General features: G+C 70.1%; 18 protein-coding genes. 7 read left to right on the top strand and 11 right to left on the bottom strand.

Translation table 11 applies throughout. The features are described from left to right. The first annotated feature begins 8 nt into the window (after positions 1-8). Positions 9-1,118 carry a phosphoserine transaminase gene (gene serC / locus ACTOQ1_RS27535; protein ID WP_440070907.1) on the top strand — a complete coding sequence of 370 codons (1,110 nt, stop codon included), beginning with the start codon at positions 9-11 and terminating at the stop codon, positions 1,116-1,118. Positions 1,119-1,263: 145 nt separating this feature from the next. Here the strand turns inward: serC and ACTOQ1_RS27530 are convergent, their stop codons facing one another. The 10 genes from ACTOQ1_RS27530 to ACTOQ1_RS27485 form a co-directional block, all read right to left on the bottom strand. Further along, the gene (locus tag ACTOQ1_RS27530) at positions 1,264-1,671 is read right to left on the bottom strand and encodes a BlaI/MecI/CopY family transcriptional regulator (RefSeq protein WP_440070906.1); all 408 of its coding nucleotides are present in this window, start codon (positions 1,669-1,671) and stop codon (positions 1,264-1,266) included. A gap of 596 nt (positions 1,672-2,267) precedes the next feature. Next, a complete protein-coding gene (locus tag ACTOQ1_RS27525) occupies positions 2,268-2,915 on the bottom strand; it encodes a rhomboid family intramembrane serine protease (RefSeq protein WP_440070905.1) in 648 nt (215 codons plus the stop codon). 154 nt (positions 2,916-3,069) lie between these two features. Further along, positions 3,070-3,834, bottom strand: a complete 765-nt coding sequence (locus ACTOQ1_RS27520) for a crotonase/enoyl-CoA hydratase family protein (protein WP_440070904.1) — start codon at positions 3,832-3,834, stop codon at positions 3,070-3,072. 10 nt (positions 3,835-3,844) lie between these two features. Next, complete coding sequence (locus tag ACTOQ1_RS27515) at positions 3,845-4,618, bottom strand: SDR family NAD(P)-dependent oxidoreductase (protein ID WP_440070903.1); 774 nt, start codon at positions 4,616-4,618, stop codon at positions 3,845-3,847. A gap of 84 nt (positions 4,619-4,702) precedes the next feature. After that, positions 4,703-5,041, bottom strand: coding sequence for an STAS domain-containing protein (locus tag ACTOQ1_RS27510; protein WP_344750334.1), 339 nt, complete (start codon positions 5,039-5,041; stop codon positions 4,703-4,705). A 160-nt stretch (positions 5,042-5,201) separates the two neighbouring features. Continuing rightward, the gene (locus ACTOQ1_RS27505) at positions 5,202-5,915 is read right to left on the bottom strand and encodes an energy-coupling factor ABC transporter ATP-binding protein (protein ID WP_440070902.1); all 714 of its coding nucleotides are present in this window, start codon (positions 5,913-5,915) and stop codon (positions 5,202-5,204) included. A 65-nt stretch (positions 5,916-5,980) separates the two neighbouring features. Continuing rightward, entirely contained in the window at positions 5,981-6,745 is a 765-nt protein-coding gene (gene cbiQ / locus ACTOQ1_RS27500; RefSeq protein WP_440070901.1) for a cobalt ECF transporter T component CbiQ, read from the bottom strand. Beyond that, on the bottom strand, positions 6,745-7,812 hold the full coding sequence (locus ACTOQ1_RS27495; RefSeq protein ID WP_440070900.1) for an energy-coupling factor ABC transporter permease: 1,068 nt from the start codon (positions 7,810-7,812) through the stop codon (positions 6,745-6,747). The genes cbiQ and ACTOQ1_RS27495 overlap by 1 nt, the downstream gene beginning before the upstream one ends. A 69-nt stretch (positions 7,813-7,881) precedes the next feature. Continuing rightward, positions 7,882-9,816, bottom strand: a complete 1,935-nt coding sequence (locus tag ACTOQ1_RS27490; protein ID WP_440070899.1) for a glycosyltransferase family 2 protein — start codon at positions 9,814-9,816, stop codon at positions 7,882-7,884. 198 nt (positions 9,817-10,014) lie between these two features. Beyond that, the gene (locus ACTOQ1_RS27485) at positions 10,015-11,037 is read right to left on the bottom strand and encodes a hypothetical protein (protein WP_440070898.1); all 1,023 of its coding nucleotides are present in this window, start codon (positions 11,035-11,037) and stop codon (positions 10,015-10,017) included. Between the two features lie 663 nt (positions 11,038-11,700). On the opposite strand from ACTOQ1_RS27485, the gene ACTOQ1_RS27480 reads away from it, so the two are divergent. The 6 genes from ACTOQ1_RS27480 (at position 11,701) to ACTOQ1_RS27455 (ending at position 18,083) form a co-directional block, all read left to right on the top strand. Beyond that, complete coding sequence (locus ACTOQ1_RS27480) at positions 11,701-11,946, top strand: hypothetical protein (RefSeq protein ID WP_440070897.1); 246 nt, start codon at positions 11,701-11,703, stop codon at positions 11,944-11,946. 81 nt (positions 11,947-12,027) lie between these two features. Beyond that, entirely contained in the window at positions 12,028-13,215 is a 1,188-nt protein-coding gene (locus tag ACTOQ1_RS27475) for a sensor histidine kinase (protein WP_440070896.1), read from the top strand. Next, positions 13,212-13,874, top strand: coding sequence for a response regulator (locus tag ACTOQ1_RS27470; RefSeq protein WP_440070895.1), 663 nt, complete (start codon positions 13,212-13,214; stop codon positions 13,872-13,874). The genes ACTOQ1_RS27475 and ACTOQ1_RS27470 overlap by 4 nt, the downstream gene beginning before the upstream one ends. Before the next feature lie 175 nt (positions 13,875-14,049). Beyond that, entirely contained in the window at positions 14,050-16,116 is a 2,067-nt protein-coding gene (locus ACTOQ1_RS27465) for a multicopper oxidase family protein (RefSeq protein WP_440070894.1), read from the top strand. A gap of 791 nt (positions 16,117-16,907) precedes the next feature. Next, entirely contained in the window at positions 16,908-17,273 is a 366-nt protein-coding gene (locus ACTOQ1_RS27460) for a hypothetical protein (RefSeq protein WP_440070893.1), read from the top strand. Positions 17,274-17,594: 321 nt separating this feature from the next. Further along, the gene (locus ACTOQ1_RS27455; RefSeq protein ID WP_440070892.1) at positions 17,595-18,083 is read left to right on the top strand and encodes a hypothetical protein; all 489 of its coding nucleotides are present in this window, start codon (positions 17,595-17,597) and stop codon (positions 18,081-18,083) included. Positions 18,084-18,393: 310 nt separating this feature from the next. On the opposite strand, the gene ACTOQ1_RS27450 is transcribed toward ACTOQ1_RS27455, so the two are convergent. Next, positions 18,394-18,783 (bottom strand): NUDIX hydrolase (locus tag ACTOQ1_RS27450; protein WP_440070891.1); only part of this gene is annotated, 390 nt, incomplete at its 5' end.

Raw genomic sequence — 18,783 nt, 5'->3', positions numbered from 1 at the left:
CTGGTCAGGTGGCTGACATCGTGATTCCCTCTGACATCAAGCCCGCCGACGGCCGTTTCGGCTGCGGGCCCTCGAAGGTGCGCCCCGAGCAGCTGTCGGCTCTCGCGGCCTCCGGATCCAGTGTCCTGGGCACCTCTCACCGCCAGAAGCCGGTCAAGTCGCTGGTCGGGCGCGTTCGCGCGGGGCTCTCCGAGCTGTTCTCCCTCCCGGAGGGGTACGAGGTCGTCCTGGGCAACGGCGGCACCACCGCGTTCTGGGACATCGCCGCCTTCGGGCTGATCCGCGAGCGGTCCCAGCACCTGCACTTCGGCGAGTTCTCCTCCAAGTTCGCCTCCGTGGCGGCCAAGGCCCCGTGGCTGGGCGACCCGACCGTGATCAAGTCGGAGGTCGGCAGCCACCCCGAGGCCCGGCTGGAGGAGGGCGTCGACGTCTACGCGCTCACCCACAACGAGACCTCGACCGGCGTCGCGATGCCGATCAGGCGCGTGGGCGAGGAGGGCTCGCTCGTGCTGGTCGACGCCACCTCGGGGGCGGGCGGCCTGCCCGTCGAGGCGAGCGAGTTCGACGTCTACTACTTCGCGCCGCAGAAGAGCTTCGCCTCCGACGGCGGCCTCTGGATCGCCCTGATGTCCCCGGCCGCGCTGGCCAGGGTGGACGAGATCGCTTCCAGCGGCCGATACGTCCCCGAGTTCTTCAGCCTCCCGGTGGCGATCGACAACTCCTCCAAGGACCAGACGTACAACACCCCGGCGGTCGCCACGCTCTTCCTGCTCGCCGAGCAGATCGAGTGGATGAACGGCAACGGCGGCCTGGCCTGGACGACCGCCCGCACGGCCGACTCGGCCCAGCGCCTCTACACCTGGGCGGAGAAGACCTCCTACACCACCCCGTTCGCGGGTCCGGAGTTCCGCTCCAACGTGGTCGGCACGATCGACTTCTCCGATGACGTCGACGCCTCCGTGATCGCCAAGGTCCTGCGGGCCAACGGCATCGTCGACACCGAGCCCTACCGCAAGCTCGGCCGCAACCAGCTGCGCGTCGCGATGTTCCCCTCGATCGACCCCGACGACGTCGAGGCCCTGACCACCTGCGTCGACTACGTCGTCGAGCGCCTGTAGTCCCCCCGGCTCCCGCCCGGGAGCCGGAATCCGTTCCCGCCCGGGCCGGCGGTGACGGCCGCGCTCTCCGCTCCCGTCCCGGAAGCCGGACTTCCGGCTCCCCGGGCGGGAGGCCAGGCGTGCCCGGCCTCCGTGGCCGGTACGGCTAGGGCAGCGTGCTCGGGGTCCCGGCCGGCCCCGGGGCGTGCGCCTGCTCCCCCGCGCGCCGCGCCAGCTCGTGCAGCAGGCGCAGGGCGTCGTCCGGGTCCACCCCCTCCGCGAACCGCGAGAGCACCGGAGCCCGGTCGGGACTCCCGGCCAGGGCCGCGAGCATCAGCCCGGCCACGTGTTCGTCCCGGGAGCGGCTGGCGGTGTAGCGGAAGGCGTTGCGCACGGGTGCCCGCTCCAGCAAGCCCTTCCTGACGAGGCGCTCGGCGACGGTCTGCACCGTGGTGTAGGCCAGGCTCCGTTCGGCGTCCTGATTCAGCATGTCCTGTACCTGGCGAACCAGCAGTGGCTGCTTACAGCCCCACAGCACGTCCATGATCGCGCGTTCCAGGGATCCCAGGTTCACCCGCGGCCACCTTTCGAGGGTCGCGCCCGGCTGTGATGGCCCTGGAACATGTACGGGCACGCGGCCAGGCAGGTTCACACATGAAATTTTGTCACATTGTCACTTAAATCAACCGATGCGGCCATAGCTGATGAATTCCAGCAGTATTTTCTGTCGCTCGGTCATGGAAGAAACCACCCGGTGGTCATGAAAGAAACCATCCGGAAAAGGCGTCCGGCCGAAACACGCCGACGCCGGGTTCGGCCGCCGGGCCGCCGGTCCTTCGCCCGCACCGTGCCGGCCCCGCCGGTGGGCGGCGCTCCGGAACGACCTCATTCGCCCGTGGAGACCGCGTCCGGCCGACTCCGGCCCCCGAGATTCCAGCGGCGCCACGAAGCGCCACATAGCGCCTACAGCCCCACACAGCGTCCTTCTGCGGATGAGGCCCCCAGTTCGGGTGGCGACGGGTCGCGGGGGCGGGAAAGGCCCCCGCCCGGAACTCACGGGAGTGGGAAAGGCTCCCGCCCGGAACCCGCGAGACCCGGAAAGGCCCCCGCCCGGAACCCGCAAGGCCCGGAAACGCCCCCGCTCGGAAAGGCGGCCGGTGGGCGGGCGCCTCAGTAGGCGGGGGCGACGGCCCGGCGCCTGCGGCGCACCACCCAGGCCGCGATGACGCCACCGACCAGCCCGAACAGGTGACCCTGCCAGGAGATGCCCGACTCGCCGGGAAGCACGCCCCAGATGATCGAGTAGTAGGCGATCGCCACGCCGACACCGATCACGATGTCAAGGGCGCGACGGTCGAACAGGCCACGGGCGACGACGAATCCGAAGTAACCGAAGACCAGACCGCTGGCACCGACCGTGATGGCCAACGGCGAGCTGGTGAACCAGACGCCCAGGCCGCTGACCAGGACGATGATCAGGCTGGCGGCCAGGAACCGGCCGATCCCGCGCAGCGCGGCGAGGAAGCCGAGGATGAGCAGGGGCAGCGAGTTGGCCATCAGGTGGCCGAATCCGGCGTGCAGGAAGGGAGCGAGGAAGATGCCGCCCAGGCCCTCGGGGTCCCAGGCCCGGATGCCGTAGACGTCGAACTCTCCCGGCAGGACGTAGTCGGCGACCTCGATCACCCACATGGCACCGACCATGAGGACGTTGATGATCGCGGCGCCCAGCGCGCCCGCGGCCAGATTTCCCGCCCTGCGCTTCAGAAGATCGCCGGAGGATCGGCCGGTGGGGGACATCCCGGTCGGGTGGTCGTTCATGCACTCTCCTGGCCTTGGAGCGGTGGCGTGGATGTCAAGTGCCCCCGCCGCACCCGTCCACACCTTTACCGTACGCACTCCTGGCCGTGAACGCGCCGGGCGCGACCCCGTGGATCTCGCCCGGCCCGCTGAATTCTCTCCGCCCCCGTAGGGGTTACTCGCCCTTCCACCGGGGAGCACGCTTCTCGGCGAAGGCCGCCGCCCCCTCCATGGCGTCCTTGGAACCGAACACCGGGCTGATGATCTCCCCTTGTTTCGTGAACATCTCGTCGCGGCTCCAGTCCGCCGACTCGACGATCACGCGCTTGGTCGCGGCGAGCGCCAGCGGGGCGTTGGCGGCGATCCGCTTCGCGAGCTCGACGGCCGTGGCCAGCGCCTCGCCCGCGGGCGTGACGTGGTTGACCAGGCCGAGCTCGTACAGCCGGGAGGCGGGGAAGTGGTCGCCGGTCAGGGCGATCTCCATCGCGATGTGGTACGGGATGCGCCGCGGCAGCCGCATCACGCCGCCCGCCCCCGCGACCAGCCCCCGTTTGGGCTCGGGAAGCCCGAACTTGGCGTCCTCGGAGGCGATGATGATGTCGCAGGCCAGCGCCAGCTCGCAGCCTCCGGCCAGGGCGTAGCCCTCGACGGCGGCGATGAGCGGCTTCTTCGGCGGCGCCTCGGCGATGCCGCCGAACCCCTTGCCCTCCACCACCGGGAAGTCCCCGGTCAGGAACCCCTTCAGGTCCATGCCCGAGCAGAACGTGCCGCCGGCGCCGGTGAGGACGTAGGCCGCCACGTCCTTGCGCTCCTCCAACTCGTCCAGCGCACCGGCGACGCCCCGGGCCACCGCGCCGTTGACGGCGTTCCTGGCCTTGGGGCGGTTGATCGTGATGACGGCCACGCCGCCGTCGACTTCGACCAGAACCTCGTCAGACACCGGGTGACTCCTACTTGGGCTGGAAGCGGATGCCGCCGTCGAAACGGACCGTCTCGGCGTTCATGTAGTCGTTCTCGATCAGCGAGCGGACCAGGTGCGCGAACTCGGCGGCCCGTCCCATGCGCTTGGGGAAGACCACCGGCGCCACGAGCTTGGCCTTGAACTCCTCGGCGTTGGCCGAGAAACCGTAGATCGGGGTGTCGATGATGCCGGGGCAGATGGTGTTGACGCGCACGCCGATGGCGGCGAGGTCGCGCGCGGCCGGGACGGTCATGCCGACGATGCCGCCCTTGGAGGCCGAGTAGGCGACCTGACCGGTCTGCCCCTCCAGCGCCGCCACCGAGGCGGTGTTGATCACCACGCCGCGCTGGCCGTCCTCGTCGACCGGCTCCGTCTTCGCGATCGCGGCGGCACCGATGCGCATGAGGTTGAAGGTGCCGATCAGGTTGACCTCGATGACCTTGCGGTACGAGGCCAGATCGTGGGGCGAGCCGTCACGGCCGACGGTCCGGCTGGCCCAGCCGATGCCCGCGCTGTTCACCACGACGCGCAGCGGCCTGCCGGTCGCCACGGCCGCGTCCACGGCCGCCTGCACCTGCTCCTCGTCCGACACGTCGGCCTTGACGAAGACGCCGCCGAGCTCGTCGGCGAGTGACTTGCCGCGCTCCTCGTTGAGGTCGGCGACGACGACGGTGGCGCCGTGCGCGGCGAGGTCGCGGGCCGTGGCCTCGCCGAGGCCGCTGGCACCGCCCGAGATGATTGCTGCTGCTCCGTTCAGGTCCATGAGCGGACTTTAACGCGCCTACCGAATGAAGTTCTACTGGGGGTGGCTAAAACTCTCCGCCACCGATGTCCATGACCGGTACGGCTAGATCTCCCCGACGGCGCTGCTCACGTCGGGATAGACCTTGATCCGCCGGTCGAGCCCCGTCGTGCGAAGGATCCGGGCCACCGGCGCCTGGGGGGCCGCCAGCGAGACTCCGCCGCCCTCGCTCGTGGCCAGCCGCCACGCCTCGATCAGCACGGAGAGGCCGCTGGAGTCCATGAAGGACAGGGCGGTGAGGTCGAGGACCAGCCGCGCGCCGTCCAGCTTGATCGCGTCGCGGACCTCGTCTCGCAGGAAGGGAGCGGTGAACAGGTCGAGCTCACCCTCGACAGCCACCACCACGGCGTCCCCGACGGCGCGGCGAGCCAGCCGTAGCTTCATCAGTCCTCCTCGCGCCCGAAGGGCAGACCTACTTTACTTTGCCGTCACTCCGCGCGAGGTCATGCGCGATTGTTCACAGCAAGTTCACGCCGACCTCGCTCCGGTGTCCGGGATCTCGCACCCGGCGCCCGGATCGAGATCGGGGCCGGAGACCCCGAGGTCAGGGGGCGGCGAAACCGTACGGCAGTTCGAGCCGGTGCGCGGCGAGGAGGCCGGCGTCGGCGAGGATCTCGCGGGTCGGCCCGTCGGCGGCGATGACGCCTCCGGAGAGGATGAGCGAGCGTTCGCACAGCTCCAGCGCGTACGGCAGGTCGTGGGTGACCATCAGGACGGTCACGTCGAGCCCCCGCAGGATCTCGGCGAGCTCGCGCCGGGAGGCCGGATCCAGGTTGGACGACGGCTCGTCGAGGACCAGGATCTCCGGCTCCATGGCCAGCACGGTCGCCACCGCGACCCGGCGGCGCTGGCCGAAGGACAGGTGGTGCGGCGGCCGGTCGATCGTCTCCAGCATGCCCACGCGCTCCAGCGCGTTCCTGACCCGCCGCTCCAGCTCCTCGCCCGCGACCCCCATGTTGGCCGGGCCGAAGGCCACGTCCTCGCGGACGGTCGGCATGAAGAGCTGGTCGTCGGGGTCCTGGAAGACGAGCCCGACCCGTCTGCGGATCTCCATGAGCGACCCCTTGCCGACCGGCAGCCCCGCCACGGCCACCGTGCCGTGCCCGGCGGTCAGGATGCCGTTGAGGTGCATCACCAGCGTGGTCTTGCCCGCGCCGTTCGGCCCGAGCAGCGCGACCCGCTCGCCCCGCTCCACCCGGAGGTCCACGCCGAACAGCGCCTGCGTGCCGTCGGGGTACGCGTACGCCAGGCGGCTCACCTCGAGCGAGGGCGGCGGAGGCGGGGACGCGGTCGAGGACGGCACAGGCGGCGAGGACGGCACGGTCACGCGAACCCCCAGCTCCCGAGTAGCACGGCGAGTGCCGCACCCGGCAACATACCCGCGACGAGCCACTGCCGCGAAACGGCGGAGAGATCCTGGATGACCGGCATCGATCCGGTGTAGCCCCGGCTGAGCATCGCCAGGTGCACCCGCTCGCCCCGCTCGTACGAGCGGATGAACAGCGCCCCCGCCGACCTGGCGATCACCGGGATGTGCCGCACGTCCCTGGCCGCGAACCCGCGCGACTCCCTCGCCACCCGCATCCGGCGCATCTCGTCCAGGATCACGTCCATGTAGCGGAGCATGAACATGGCGATCTGCACCAGCAGCGGCGGCAACCTCAGGCGCTGGGCGCCCAGCAGGATCAGCCGCGGCTCGGTGGTGGCCGCGAGCAGCACGCTCGCGACCACGCCCAGGGTCGCCTTGGCCAGGATGTTCCAGGCGGCCCACAGGCCCGCCACGCTGAGTGAGAGGCCCAGGAAGGTCACCCTCTCGCCGAACCCGATGAACGGGATGGCCAGCGCGAACACCACGAACGGGATCTCGACCACCATCCGCCGCAGCACGAACCCCGCCGGGACGCGCGCGAGGGCCGCCACGGCGGCCAGAAGCACGGCGTACAGCCCGAAAGCCCAGAACCACTCGCGCGGGGTGGCGACCACCACCAGGGCGAACCCGGCCACCGCCGCCAGCTTGCACTGGGGCGGCAACCGGTGCACGAGCGTGTCGCCCGGCCGGTGCAGCTGGTGATGGTGCCCCGCTCCCATCAGACGGAGACCTTCTCGTCACTGTCGTCCCTGCCGGTGCCGCCCTCCTCGCGGCGGCGCACGGCGTAGAACACCCCGCCGCCGACGGCCAGGGTCACCCCGACGCCGATCAGCCCGGCCACGCCCACCGGGAGGCCGCCCACGTCGCCGTAGTCGGCGAGCGGCTGCTCGCCCAGCGCGTGGTCGTCCGCCTGGCCGATGAAGCCCTTGTCCTCGGCGACCCGCTCCAAGCCGTCGGGCGAGGAGGAGGCGTAGAAGCTGACGACGCCCGCCAGCAGGGCCGCCACCGCGACTCCGGCGGGCAGGAACCAGCCGGGACGGCGGGCGGCGACCGGCGCCGAGGACGCGGAAGGCCCCGGGGTGGCGGGGCTCCCGGGGGTGACGGTCACGTCGCCGTCCGCACCGCGCAGGACCAGCGGCGCGACGAGCTCGCGGGCGCCGTACACCAGGTCGGGCCGGATCGCCAGCACGGTGCTGACGGTGACCGCGGTGATCAGGCCCTCTCCCACGCCGATGAGCAGGTGCACGCCGCCCATGGCGGCGGCGACCGTGCCGATCTCGATGGGCGCGGTGCCGCCGGCCCAGAACAGCAGGGTGAACGCCAGCGCCGAGGCCGGCACCGAGAGCAGCGCCGCGACGAACGCGGCCGCCACCACGGCGCCCCTGTTCCGCACGCTCCGGGTGATCAGGCGGAAGACGCCCCACCCGACCAGCACGGCGACGAGGCCCATCAGCGTGATGTTGACGCCCAGCGCGGTCAGCCCGCCGTCGGCGAAGAAGAACGCCTGCACCAGGAGGACCACGGCCACGCACAACACCGCCGTGTACGGGCCGACGAGTATCGCGGCGAGCGCGCCGCCGAGAAGGTGACCGCTGGTGCCCGCGGCGACCGGGAAGTTGAGCATCTGGACCGCGAAGATGAAGGCGGCGACCAGCCCGGCCATCGGAGCGGTGCGGTCGTCGAGCTCACGGCGGGCGCCACGTAGGCATACGGCCACGCCGGCGGCGGCGACCACTCCCGCCGACACCGAGACGGCGGCGTTGAAAAAGCCATCGGGTACGTGCACAACAAGCCTCCGAGGTGCGGATTTGCCCCTAACTTTAGGCCATTGGCTTGTAGTTGCAAGAATGTGGCATTAACGAACGATACGTCTGATGAAAGTTCTGGGGCCGAAGGTGCGGACCACCGTGCTGAGCCGGCCCTTCCCCGCCGTGGCGTAGGGCCTGACGCTCCACCGGATCGCACCGCGCCACCACGTGCGCGGCTGCTCGATCACCTCCGGCACCGCCTCGATCCTGAAGCGCGCGGGCGGCCCGCCCAGGTCGAGCTCCAGGTAGGCGTCCCAGGTGCCGGGCCCCAGCCGCCCCATCGCCTGGGAGGCCGTGAACGTGCCGCCCGCGCCGACCGTGACCGGCTCGCGCCGCTCCCGGCTCGACTCGCGCTCCCGCCAGACCAGGGAGCGCACCGCGTCGGCCGCCGGGGCCGCCGCACCCACGCTGACCTCGCCGTCGAGCACCAGCCGGTGCCCGGCCGCCCAGCGGGCGCGCACCAGCCTGGCGCCGCCCGGCACCGCGACCACGTGCCCGCCGATGTCGAGGCTGAGGTTGCCGTACGGGTGGGTGAAGTACGGAAGGGCGACGACGTCGCCGACCACGCGCGGCGCGGGTGGCGCGATCAGCCCCTCCACGTCGGCGCCCAGGCGCGCGAGCCGGGGAACGCCCTCGAACGCGACGCTCACGTGGACGTCCCAGATGCCGGAGGACAGGGTGGTGACGTCGACGATCCCGGTGAACCCCGCGCAGTCGCCGGTCACCGGGACCACGACCTCGTCGGACGGGCCGGGGTCCACGTGCCGGCGCCGCAGCACCAGGGCGAGGTCACCGCCGGTGATCTCCGGGCGGTCGTGGCGCTCCAGCGTGCTCAGCGCCACCTTGCCCGAGATCGCCAGCCGCCCCTCCCGCTCGCGCTCCCAGCGAAGTGCGGTGAGCTCCCTGCGGACCGAGGCCGACTCGATGTGCGCGAGCCGCACCAGGCGGTCGATGTCCTGCAGCGCGGCGATCCGACTCCGGTCGATCGCGGGAAGCCGTTCGCGGACCCCGTCGGTCAGCCACCGCTCGCACATGTCGGCCACCTCGGCGGCGATCTCCTTGCGCTCGACCTCCCCGGCCTCAAGAAAGGGCCTGCCGAGGTTGCCGAAGGCGTCCATCCGGAAGTGACGCCGCAGGAGGTGGTCGCGGAGATCCCCGGGGCGTACGTGGGCGAGCATCAACTCGATCGGCCGCCTGATCATCCGCAGCCAGGAGACCGGGTCGCGACTCCCCTGCCGCTGCATGATGCTGGTGCCGTCCGGCCGGGCGACCAGGTGGTAGCAGTCGTAGTCGGCGACCACCGAGATCACGTCCGCGTGACAGTAGGCGTGGGTGGTGAAGACGACGTCCTCTCCCACCAGGAGCGTCTCGTCGAAACGGATGGCGTGCCTCTCCAGCATCTCCCTGCGGAACAGCTTGAAGCAGCTCAGGCTGTTGTAGACCGCGCTGTCGCCGAGGGGCACCCGCTCGGCGTTCTCCTTGAACATCGAGATCGGCACCTTGCGGTCATGCCCGACGATCTTGCCGAGCACGATGTCCGAGCCGTTGCGGTCGGCCATCGCGAGCATCCGCTCCAGCGCCTGGGGGCCGAGGTAGTCGTCCGCGTCGCAGAAGAAGACGTATCTGCCGCGCGCGTGGGAGAGCCCGACGTTGCGCGGGCGCCCCGCGCCGCCGGACGCCTCCTGCCTGACGACGCGGATCACCCCGCGGTGGCAGGAGGCGTACAGGTCGAGCAGCGCGGCACCGCCGTCGGTGGAACCGTCGTCGACGACCACCACCTCCAGGGCGACGCGCTGGATCAGCAGCGAGGTCAGGCACCTGTCGAGATAGGGCCCGCAGTTGTGGAGGGGGACGATCACGGTGACGTCGACGTCGGACCGGATCGCCTCCTCGCTCGTGATCTCGCAGCCGCCCCGCTCCGTGCTCGTGCCATCGCAGCCGCCCCGCTCCGTGCGGACTCGCTGGAGGATCGTTACTGTCACCGCCGCGCCCCTCGTCGGTCACTTTCCGCTTATCTAGCGTCTCAGTATGTGACGAAGGGCCGTTCGTACGGGGCGAATCCACAGGGTTGCCTCCCCGATCTGCCGGCGCGGGAGACCGCATAGGGAGTGAAACGACCGTTTCGTACGCCTTGCGGCGTGCCGCGGACCTCGCCGGACCTCGCCGGACCTCGCCGGACCTCACTGAGCCTCGTCACCGACCCGGGCGGGGGCGTCGCGGCCGCCCTGACCGTCGCCGCCCTGGCCGTCGCCGTCGGGGTCGTCGCGAGCGGGGTCGTCACGACCGCGCGGCCCCCGAGCCGCCCCGAGCGCGCGCGCCCGGTGCCGGCGGCGCGACAGCCAGGCGAGGGCGTACAGGGCCGCCGCGACCGCGATCAGCGCCCCGAGGAAATGGAGCGGGAAGATGACCAGCGTGACGCTCCGCCGGGAGGTCCCGCCACTGCCGGAAACCGACACCGTCGCGCGGCAGACGCACATGAACGGCGGGTTCGCCCACCTGGCGGTGACGCTCCTGCCGACCCCGCGGGGCAGCGTGAAGTCGGGGAACGGCACGTCGTAGCCGTTCACTCCCACCTTCAGGCTCCGCGGGGCGAGGAAGTCGCGGTGAACGGTCCCGACGTTGTCGACGGTGGCGGTGAAGTCGATGGGGCCGCCCGTCGTGAAGCCGCTGGGGGTGGTGAGGTCGCCGACGTTCACGGAGGTGTCGATCGGCCCCGGAACCGTGAGGTAGATCGGCGTCCCGATCACCCGGTCGAGCTTGATGTCGCCCCCGCCGGCTCCGGCGGGGACGGCGAAGAGCAGGGCCACCTGGTACCCGCCGTGCTCGGGCCTGGGCGGGGGGTCGATCCGCACGGTGACGCGCCGCTCCGCGCCGGGGGCGAGACGGAAGCCCGCCGGCGTGACCCTGAGCCAGCCGGCGGCGGAGTGGGGGGCGTCGTGCTCGAAGAGCATCTCGCCGGCCCCGCCCACCGTGAAACCCGCCTTGTCGACGACCATGTCGACCGGCGACCGCCCCCTGTTGACCACCTGGAACGACTGGGGGTCGTCGATCTCCTCCGGACCGACGACCAGGCGTGCCGGACTCACCGTCAGGGAGAAGTCCGGGGCCGGGCCGGACGCGCCGGAAGCTCCGGACCCCGTCACCGGCGCCATGCCGCCCACCACGAGAAACGCGACGATCCCGCGCCGAAGCCTTCCGGCCACCGCACATCCCCCTACCGTCGTGGAACGCCGCCGGGGCCCGCCCGGACGGCCACGCCCCGGCCGGACACTCCACCGGACGCTCGGCCCGCCACCGCACTCCCCGTCACCGCACCCACGAGCACCGGCAGGACCCCGGACACCCCTTGCCCAAAGATCCCTCAAGATCTTTTTTACGCATGGTAGTTATTTGATCACAGATGAAGCAAGTTCCGGGCGGACGTGTCGCCCGCGCGCCACCGCCTCCCCGCGGCTCTTTCCCTCATCAGGTCATGGACGCGGGGAGGGGCAATCTGTCCGTGCCCGGACATGACGGCTCAGGAGGGCCGCTCCTCACCGTCGTCCTGCCGGGCGAGACCCCGCTGCCGTGGCCGCTTCGTCTGATGCCCGCTGAGGCCCGATCTCCATCACGCGGATCAGCACGGCGGGGACTCCGGATGAGAGGCAACGGCTTGCCGCAGCAGAACACGGATCAGGACCAGGCATGCGGTGCGACATGAATCGCGCCCGAAAAGCCGCCCGCACAGGAAGCCGGGAGCTCGCCAGGACGAGTGTGAGTGCTCCGATGAGTGGCGTCGCGATGACCCATGGGCTATGCCGGTAGTCGAGTCTCACGGGTCGGATTATGACGGCACATTCTTGGCTGCGTGGGATGTCGAACGTCGCATGGCGGCCGAGATTTGCAACCAGCTTCTTAAGTCGATCATGGGCACAGCGGTGAACGACGAGTTGATCCGCAAGAACCCGTGCCGGATCAAGGGTGCCGGCATGCCGGACACTCCGGACCGGGAGATGATCCCCCCGGCCAAGGTCGTGGAGATCGTGACGACGGTCCCGGAGCGATACCGGGCGTTCGTGCTCCTGGGAACCTTCGCGAGCTTCTGCCGGCGCGGGAGATCACATAGGGAGTGAAACAACCGTTTCGTACGCTTTGCGGCGTCGGGCTCCCGAGCTCTCGCCCGTCACGTTTCAAGGGGCGTTTAGGGTGTGGCCATGAGCCGATGGAAGCGCGCCGCCGCCGACACCGGCCTGGCGACGCTCGTCGGGATCCTGGTGGGCATCGCGATGAGCGTGGCGACCGAGCCCGTTCTCGGATCACGGCCTCCCGACGCGGTCGCCTACGGTCTCGCCGCGGTCATCGGAGGGGTTCTCCTGTTCCGCAGGCGTTCACCGCTGGGCGTGCTCCTCGTCACGGCCGCGTGCCTCCTGCTGTACTACGGGCTGGAATATCCAGGAATCACCCCGGCCGTCCCCCTGGCCCTCGCGCTCTACACCGCGGCGTCGGGAGGACTGCTGGTGTGGTCGCTCGGGATCGCCGGGCTCTTCGTCGTGCTGGGGCTGACGATCCGCCCCCTGCATCTCGGCGAACCGATCCTGCCTGTGCTCACGGACATGACGGCCCAGGCAGGGCTGCTCCTCGCCGTCGTCCTGCTGGGTGAGACCATGCGCAGCCGGAGGGTACGGCTCGCGGAGGCCGGGGAGCGGCTGGCCCTGGTGGAGGCCGGACGGGAGCGCGAGGCGGCCCGGCGGGCGGCGGAGGAGCGGCTGCGGATCGCCGGGGAGATACACGACGTGCTGAGCCACACGATCACCGGGATAACCATCCAGGCGGCGCTGGCCGACGAGGTGCTCGACGATCGGCCGGCCGACGCGCGGACGGCTCTGCGCGCCATCCGCACGGCCGCCAGGGAGGCCACGATCGAGCTCAGGTCGGCCCTGGGACTCCTCAGGACGGACGACGGCGAGACCCCGCCGCGCGTACCGGCTCCGGGCCTGGGCCAGGTCGGCGAGCTGGCCGGACGGGCGCGGAGCGCCGGTCTGGAGGCGACGGTCGTCGTGAAAGGCGAGGCACGGCGGCTGCCTCCCGCTGTGGACCTCGCCGCGTTCCGCGTCGTGCAGGAATCGGTGACGAACACCATCCGGCACGCGAACGCCGGCACGGTACAGATCACCCTGGCCTACGAGCCGGACGCGCTCGAGGTCGAGGTCGTCGACGACGGACGTCCCCGCGAGGGACATGACCGGAGCGACGAACACCCGGAAGCCGGGGGGACCTCCGGATACGGGCTCAGCGGGATGGGGGAGCGCGCGTCGTCCCTCGGCGGAACGCTCACGGCGGCGCCCCTTCCCGGTGGCGGATTCTCCGTCCTCGTCAGGTTGCCGATCGGAGACCCCGCGTGATCCGGGTACTGATCGCCGACGACCAGACGATGGTCCGGGTGGGCCTGCGCGGGCTCCTGGAGAACTGCGACGACATCAGGGTCGTCGCCGAGGCCACGACAGGGGAGGACGTGGTCCGGCTCGTACGCGAGCTGCGCCCCGACGTGGTGCTCATGGACATCAGGATGCCGATCATGGACGGGCTGGAGGCGACCAGGCGGATCGCCGGGGACGACACGCTGTCCGCGGTTCGCGTGATCGTGCTCACGACTTTCGATCTCGACGAGTACGTCATGGACGGCCTCCGCGCGGGCGCGAGCGGCTTCCTCACCAAGGATGTCGAACCCGCCGACCTCCGGCAGGCGGTGCGCGTGGTCGCCCAGGGAGAGGCGCTACTGTCCCCAGCCGCGACCCGCCGGTTGATCGCCCGGTTCCTCGCCCAAGAGCCGGCCCCTCGGGACACGGGCGCGCTCGGCAGGCTCACGGGCAGGGAGCGCGAGGTCATGGCGCTCGTGGCGGCCGGGCTGAGCAACGAGCAGATCGGTGAGCGCCTGTCCATGAGCCCGGCGACCGCACGCACCCACGCTCACCGGACGATGGTGAAACTCGGCGCGCGCGACCGGGCCCAACTCGTAGTGATCGCCTACGAAACCGGCCTGGTCCGCCCTGGACACGCCTGACGGCCAGGACACGCCAGACAATCCAAATACGCCCAACGACCACGGCGCGCTCGACGGCCGGGACACACCCGGCGCCGTACGGCTCCCACCCGGCCGCCCGTACGGTGATCCGCGTAGCCGGTGTCGGCATCGGGCGGATGCGAACGCCCCCGCCGGGAACCTAGCGTCGGCGCCCATGTACGAGTTCGCGGTGAATGTCGACAGCATTTTGGTGATCCTGCTCCTCATCGTCTGGGGCGCCGCAGGACTCCTCGCGGGAGGTCTCTCAACGCGCCGCCGGACCCGGCTCCTCCTCGCGCTGATCGGCGTGGGGACGGTCGTCACGGTGGCCCGGGGGATCGGCACCGGCCTGCTGTGGTCGAACGGCTGGGTCTTCGTCGCCGACCGGGTGCTGGTGGCACTGCCCCTGCTCGCCGTCCCGATGGTGGCGATGTTCGCACTGGCCGTCCCAGCACTGCGGCGGATCGCCGGTCGACGTCAAGCGACGAACGGAACGGCGAAGACGGCGGAGACGGCAAAGACGGAGACGGCGGGAGCACCGCCGACGCCCTTCCCGGTTTCCGTCCGGGTCTCCGTACGGACGACCGCGGTGGCAGCCCTGCTCGGTGCCTTCATGGAATACCTCTCCCGTCCGCTCCCGCCGTACGGCGCGGACATGGCGATCTACACGGGTATCCTCCTCGTGGCCGCGGCGGCGTCCCGGGGGCGAAACCCCCGTCCTCGCCGGGCCGGGACCAGGCGGGCCGTGGCCGTCACCGCCCTGGTGGCGACGGCCATCACCGGCGCGGGCGTCTACGAGATGCGGACGAGCCTTCTGCCCGACCGGATGTCCATGATGGGCCACGGCGACGTGGACTACGGAGGAGGTCCCGGCGGTTCCCACCACGGGAGCCGGGCATCGGGCGCCCCGGCCGTCAAGGCCGTCAACGCCGCCGACCTCACCGGCCCGCGCACGGGCACCCCGGACCGCGCGTTCACCCTGACGGCCCGGGAGACGAGCATCCGGCTCGGCTCCGGCGCCGTGCTCGACGCCTGGACCTACAACGGCCAGGCACCCGGGCCCGCGCTGACCGTACGCGAGGGTGACCTCGTCCAGGTGACGCTCGTCAACAGACTTCCCCGCGAGGGGGTCACCATCCACTGGCACGGCCTGGACGTGCCCAACGCCGAGGACGGCGTCGCGGGCGTGACCCAGGACGCCGTACAGCCGGGCGAGAGCCACGTCTACCGGTTCCGCGCCGACCAGGTGGGCACATTCTGGTATCACACCCACCAGCGCCCCCTCGTCGGCGTGCGGCGCGGGCTGTTCGGCTCGCTCGTGGTACTCCCCCCGGAAGGCACCACGGGCGAGGACATCACCGTGATGGCCCACAACTGGGAGCGTCCCGACGGGCTGGTCGCGGCGTTCGGCACGTCGGACACGCTCGACCGCCGGCCGGTGAGACCCGGCACCCCGGTACGGCTACGCGTGGTCAACACCGACAGGAACGCCTGGTCGGACGTCGAGTCCAGGAACCTCGTACTGCTGGGCGCGCGCTTCCGGGTGGCCGCCATCGACGGAGTCGACCTCGACGGCCCCTCCGAACTCGACGGGGTGCGGCTCTCCGTGGCCGAGGGCGGCCGGTACGACCTGACCTTCGTCATGCCGGATCGGCCGGTTCTCCTGGCCGACCTCGCCAACCCCCGGGCCGGACTGCTCCTGAGCCCCGGCTCCGACGGCCCGGTGACCGCGCCCTCGATTCCGTCTGACGCGCCGGTCTTCGACCCCGCGACGTACGGCACGCCGGCTCCGGTCCCCTTCACCCGCTTCGACCGCGATTTCACGGTCATCATCGACGACAGGATCGGTTTCCACGACGGCACCCTCCATTTCCTGCCCACCGTCAACGGGCGCAGCTTTCCTCACACCCCCGTCCACATGGTCCGGCAGGGTGAAGTCGTCCGTATGACATTCGTGAACCGCAGCCACCAGGTCCACCCGATGCACCTGCACGGGCACCACGCCCTCGTGCTTTCCCGAAACGGCCGCCCGACCACCGGGAGCCCCTGGTGGATCGACACCCTGGCCGTCCAGCCTGGCGAAACCTACGAGATCGGATTCCGCGCGGACAATCCCGGCGTCTGGATGGACCACTGTCACGACCTCGGCCACGCGGCCGACGGCATGGTGACGCACCTGGCCTACGAGGGGATCTCCACTCCCTACGAGATCGGACACGGAACCCCCAACCAGCCGGAGTGATCGGGTCGCGGGAATCGAATTCCACTCGTCCCCGTGGCCGGTTCACGGAGTGAGAACGATCCGGCCGCGAAGGCCCTCTTTCCCGAGCAGGGCGTGTGCGGTCCGGGCGTCGTCGAGCGGCAGTGTCCGCGCGACACGGAGCGTGACCACGCGGGCGGCGCTGATCTACCGGCACGCCGGTCAGGACCGTGACAAGGTCATCGCGGAGGCTCTGGGCAAGGCGCTCAAGGGGACACGCGGGACGGCCACGAAGAAGGCCGGTGGCACGCGGGTGGCACGGAAGGGCGAGAAGCCCTCTCAACGATCAAAGGGCCAGGTCAACCGGATGCCGGTTGACCTGGCCCTCTGTTGCGAGCCGACGAGGGGAATCGAACCCCTGACCTACAGTTTACAAGATCTCGGTACGCGACCCTCTGACCTGCTGCGCTCCAGGTCAGAGGTGGTCCCGCCTTGCCCGCGAGTCCCCGTGATTCCCCCTTGATGACCCTCCTGACGGGCACGCAGCGGGCACGGCCTGAGAACCCCGTGCGGACGCACACACCTCTCCCGCCGGATCTTCCCGTCGCCGTCGTCCCACCCTCCGGGGAGCGGGCCGGGGCTAGGGCGCCAAGGTGGAGCGCCCCACTGGACGAACGACCTTGGCGCCCTAGCCCCGGTCTGCTCGGCTTGTCCTGGGACGACGGCGACGGGAAGATCTGGCCCCCGCCACTCACGAACCCGGCCCTTGCTCCTGGCGATCATCCCGGAGCCGGAGTGCCCCCGCCGGAGGCATAGGTTGTACGGTCACCTGCATGGACCCCCAGTACGCTGCTGATGCTCGCCACATCTGGAAGACCTACGTACCGCGCCGAGGGCAGGCGGACACCGTCCAAGGTGAGTTGCTGCGGGCAGTGGAGAAACTCCGGGACGAGGCCCAGCGCAACGGCAACGTCAACTGGGATGAGCACTTTGAGCAGCTCCTGGCCTACCTGCGCGAGAAGTTCACCGCGTCGGGATTGTTCGATGCGGAGACCTTGAAGGAGCTGTCCGCGGATCTGGATCGCCTCGCCGACTTTGAGCGTCCGCTTACTGACGATGAGCCCTTCGATCGCATCACTTACCGCGTCGTCGACTGGTACCGCGCTCATCCTGAGCCGGTACCGCGTGAGCACGTCTGAAGTTGGCCGGCGGCGGCGCGGCCCCATTGCGGCGGGTTGGTTGGGTACGGCGCGCGGGCGGTGCGGCGGGCGGGCCGATTTCCGCCGCCGTTCGGGACCGGCGCCCACGCCGCACGCCCGGACGGCGGGCGGGTGGAGGGCCGTGCGGCGGCGCGCCGCGCCGCCGCCTTGATACCCATAAGAACAATTCGGCAGTGATCGCAGCACGACGTTTTGTCTTGTCTCGGGAGATGCTTGACACGTCAGTCCCAGGACATGTTTGACGGCGACCTGCCCTGTCATCCCATCAGGATTGACGGCGCTCGACGGTATGGTCCCGCCATGACCCTCGTCGACTGGCGAGCCAGCCTTCATCTTCTTGCCAGCATCCTGCGTCAACACGGGCAAGCACCCGGCGCCATTACCGACACCAGGGCCGCGTGGGCGGCATTCGCAGAGTTCGCTCAAACGAAAGTCACCGGAATCGATACCCAACCCGATTCCGACTCCGACGGGTTCATCCTGCAGTGGGGGCGCCGGTCCTGGCATGATCACCGTCCGAGTATGAGCTTCACCCGGCAAGTGGCTGTGCCCTACGCGAACGGTCAGTTCGATGGCTTCGTCGAACTTTGGCAGATCGAGCTAGTTCTCTTCTATGAGGACTCGGGGATGCTCAGCTCTCATTCGGATCAAGACACGGGTTTCTACTTCCCCAACGACGATGAGGAGTGGGAGGCGGCTCTTGCGGAGGCACAGGACTTTCCGCCATTCCAAGCTGTTGCCAAAATCGCCCCGGTGAGCAGCTCCTTGACCCTGGAGCACGCCGACTAGAGTGCTCAGAAGACCGGCGGTCGGTATGCGCATAGGCTGATTGTCAGGTGGTGCTGAGCTGAACTCGATTCCCGAACTGATGACAATCTTTGTCGGGCTTCTCTGCATGCTCTTCCCCCACGTCTCGTACACGTATAAGCACAACAGCACACGAGGCAAAAAGGGCGAGGTGATGCGTGATGAACGTACGAAGGACCTGCGGGTCTCGATCGGTAGCCGGACGGCGGCAGCTCTCGCGACTGCGACGTTTGCATCCCTTCTGGGGTGGTCGCAGATAAGCGGGGGGTCGGGTTGAGCTCAGCAACGCCTCTCAGTCTTCAAGCAGATGCGTGCCGTCGTGGTGGCGGATGGCCGGGGCCTGGTCCTGGTGCATGGCGTCGAGGACGCGGATGGCGAATGCCTCGGATGCGAGTTCCTGGACCTCGTCCGCGGTGACCCAGCGGAAGGCGCGGGCTTCGTCGGTTTCGGTGAGGTGGCCGCTGACGACCTTGCAGCGGAAGACCAGGGCGACGATGCCGCGTGTCATGTTCTTGTAGACGCCGGTGAGGGTGACGGGTTCGACTGTCAGGCCGGTCTCTTCGTAGATCTCTCGGAGTAGGCCCGTGGTGATGTCTTCGTCTCGCTCCAGGACTCCGCCGGGTGCTTCCCAGTGGTCGTTGTCTCTGCGCTGGGTGAGGAGTGCTCGGCCTTGGTCGTCGAT

The organism is Streptosporangium sp. OZ121, from assembly GCF_051918885.1.
In the GTDB taxonomy this organism is placed as follows: domain Bacteria; phylum Actinomycetota; class Actinomycetes; order Streptosporangiales; family Streptosporangiaceae; genus Streptosporangium.
Note: the sequence above shows the minus strand (reverse complement) of the source record. Positions and strands in the feature narration are given on the sequence as shown.

Excerpts from the sequence above, each read along its gene's own strand:
- ACTOQ1_RS27510 (WP_344750334.1), bottom strand. The coding sequence starts at position 5,041 with ATGAAGCTACGGCTGGCTCGCCGCGCCGTCGGGGACGCCGTGGTGGTG.
- ACTOQ1_RS27465 (WP_440070894.1), top strand. The coding sequence starts at position 14,050 with ATGTACGAGTTCGCGGTGAATGTCGACAGCATTTTGGTGATCCTGCTC.
- ACTOQ1_RS27460 (WP_440070893.1), top strand. The coding sequence starts at position 16,908 with ATGGACCCCCAGTACGCTGCTGATGCTCGCCACATCTGGAAGACCTAC.
- ACTOQ1_RS27525 (WP_440070905.1), bottom strand. The coding sequence starts at position 2,915 with ATGAACGACCACCCGACCGGGATGTCCCCCACCGGCCGATCCTCCGGC.
- cbiQ (WP_440070901.1), bottom strand. The coding sequence starts at position 6,745 with ATGGGAGCGGGGCACCATCACCAGCTGCACCGGCCGGGCGACACGCTC.
- ACTOQ1_RS27475 (WP_440070896.1), top strand. The coding sequence starts at position 12,028 with ATGAGCCGATGGAAGCGCGCCGCCGCCGACACCGGCCTGGCGACGCTC.
- ACTOQ1_RS27455 (WP_440070892.1), top strand. The coding sequence starts at position 17,595 with ATGACCCTCGTCGACTGGCGAGCCAGCCTTCATCTTCTTGCCAGCATC.
- ACTOQ1_RS27480 (WP_440070897.1), top strand. The coding sequence starts at position 11,701 with ATGGCGGCCGAGATTTGCAACCAGCTTCTTAAGTCGATCATGGGCACA.
- ACTOQ1_RS27515 (WP_440070903.1), bottom strand. The coding sequence starts at position 4,618 with ATGGACCTGAACGGAGCAGCAGCAATCATCTCGGGCGGTGCCAGCGGC.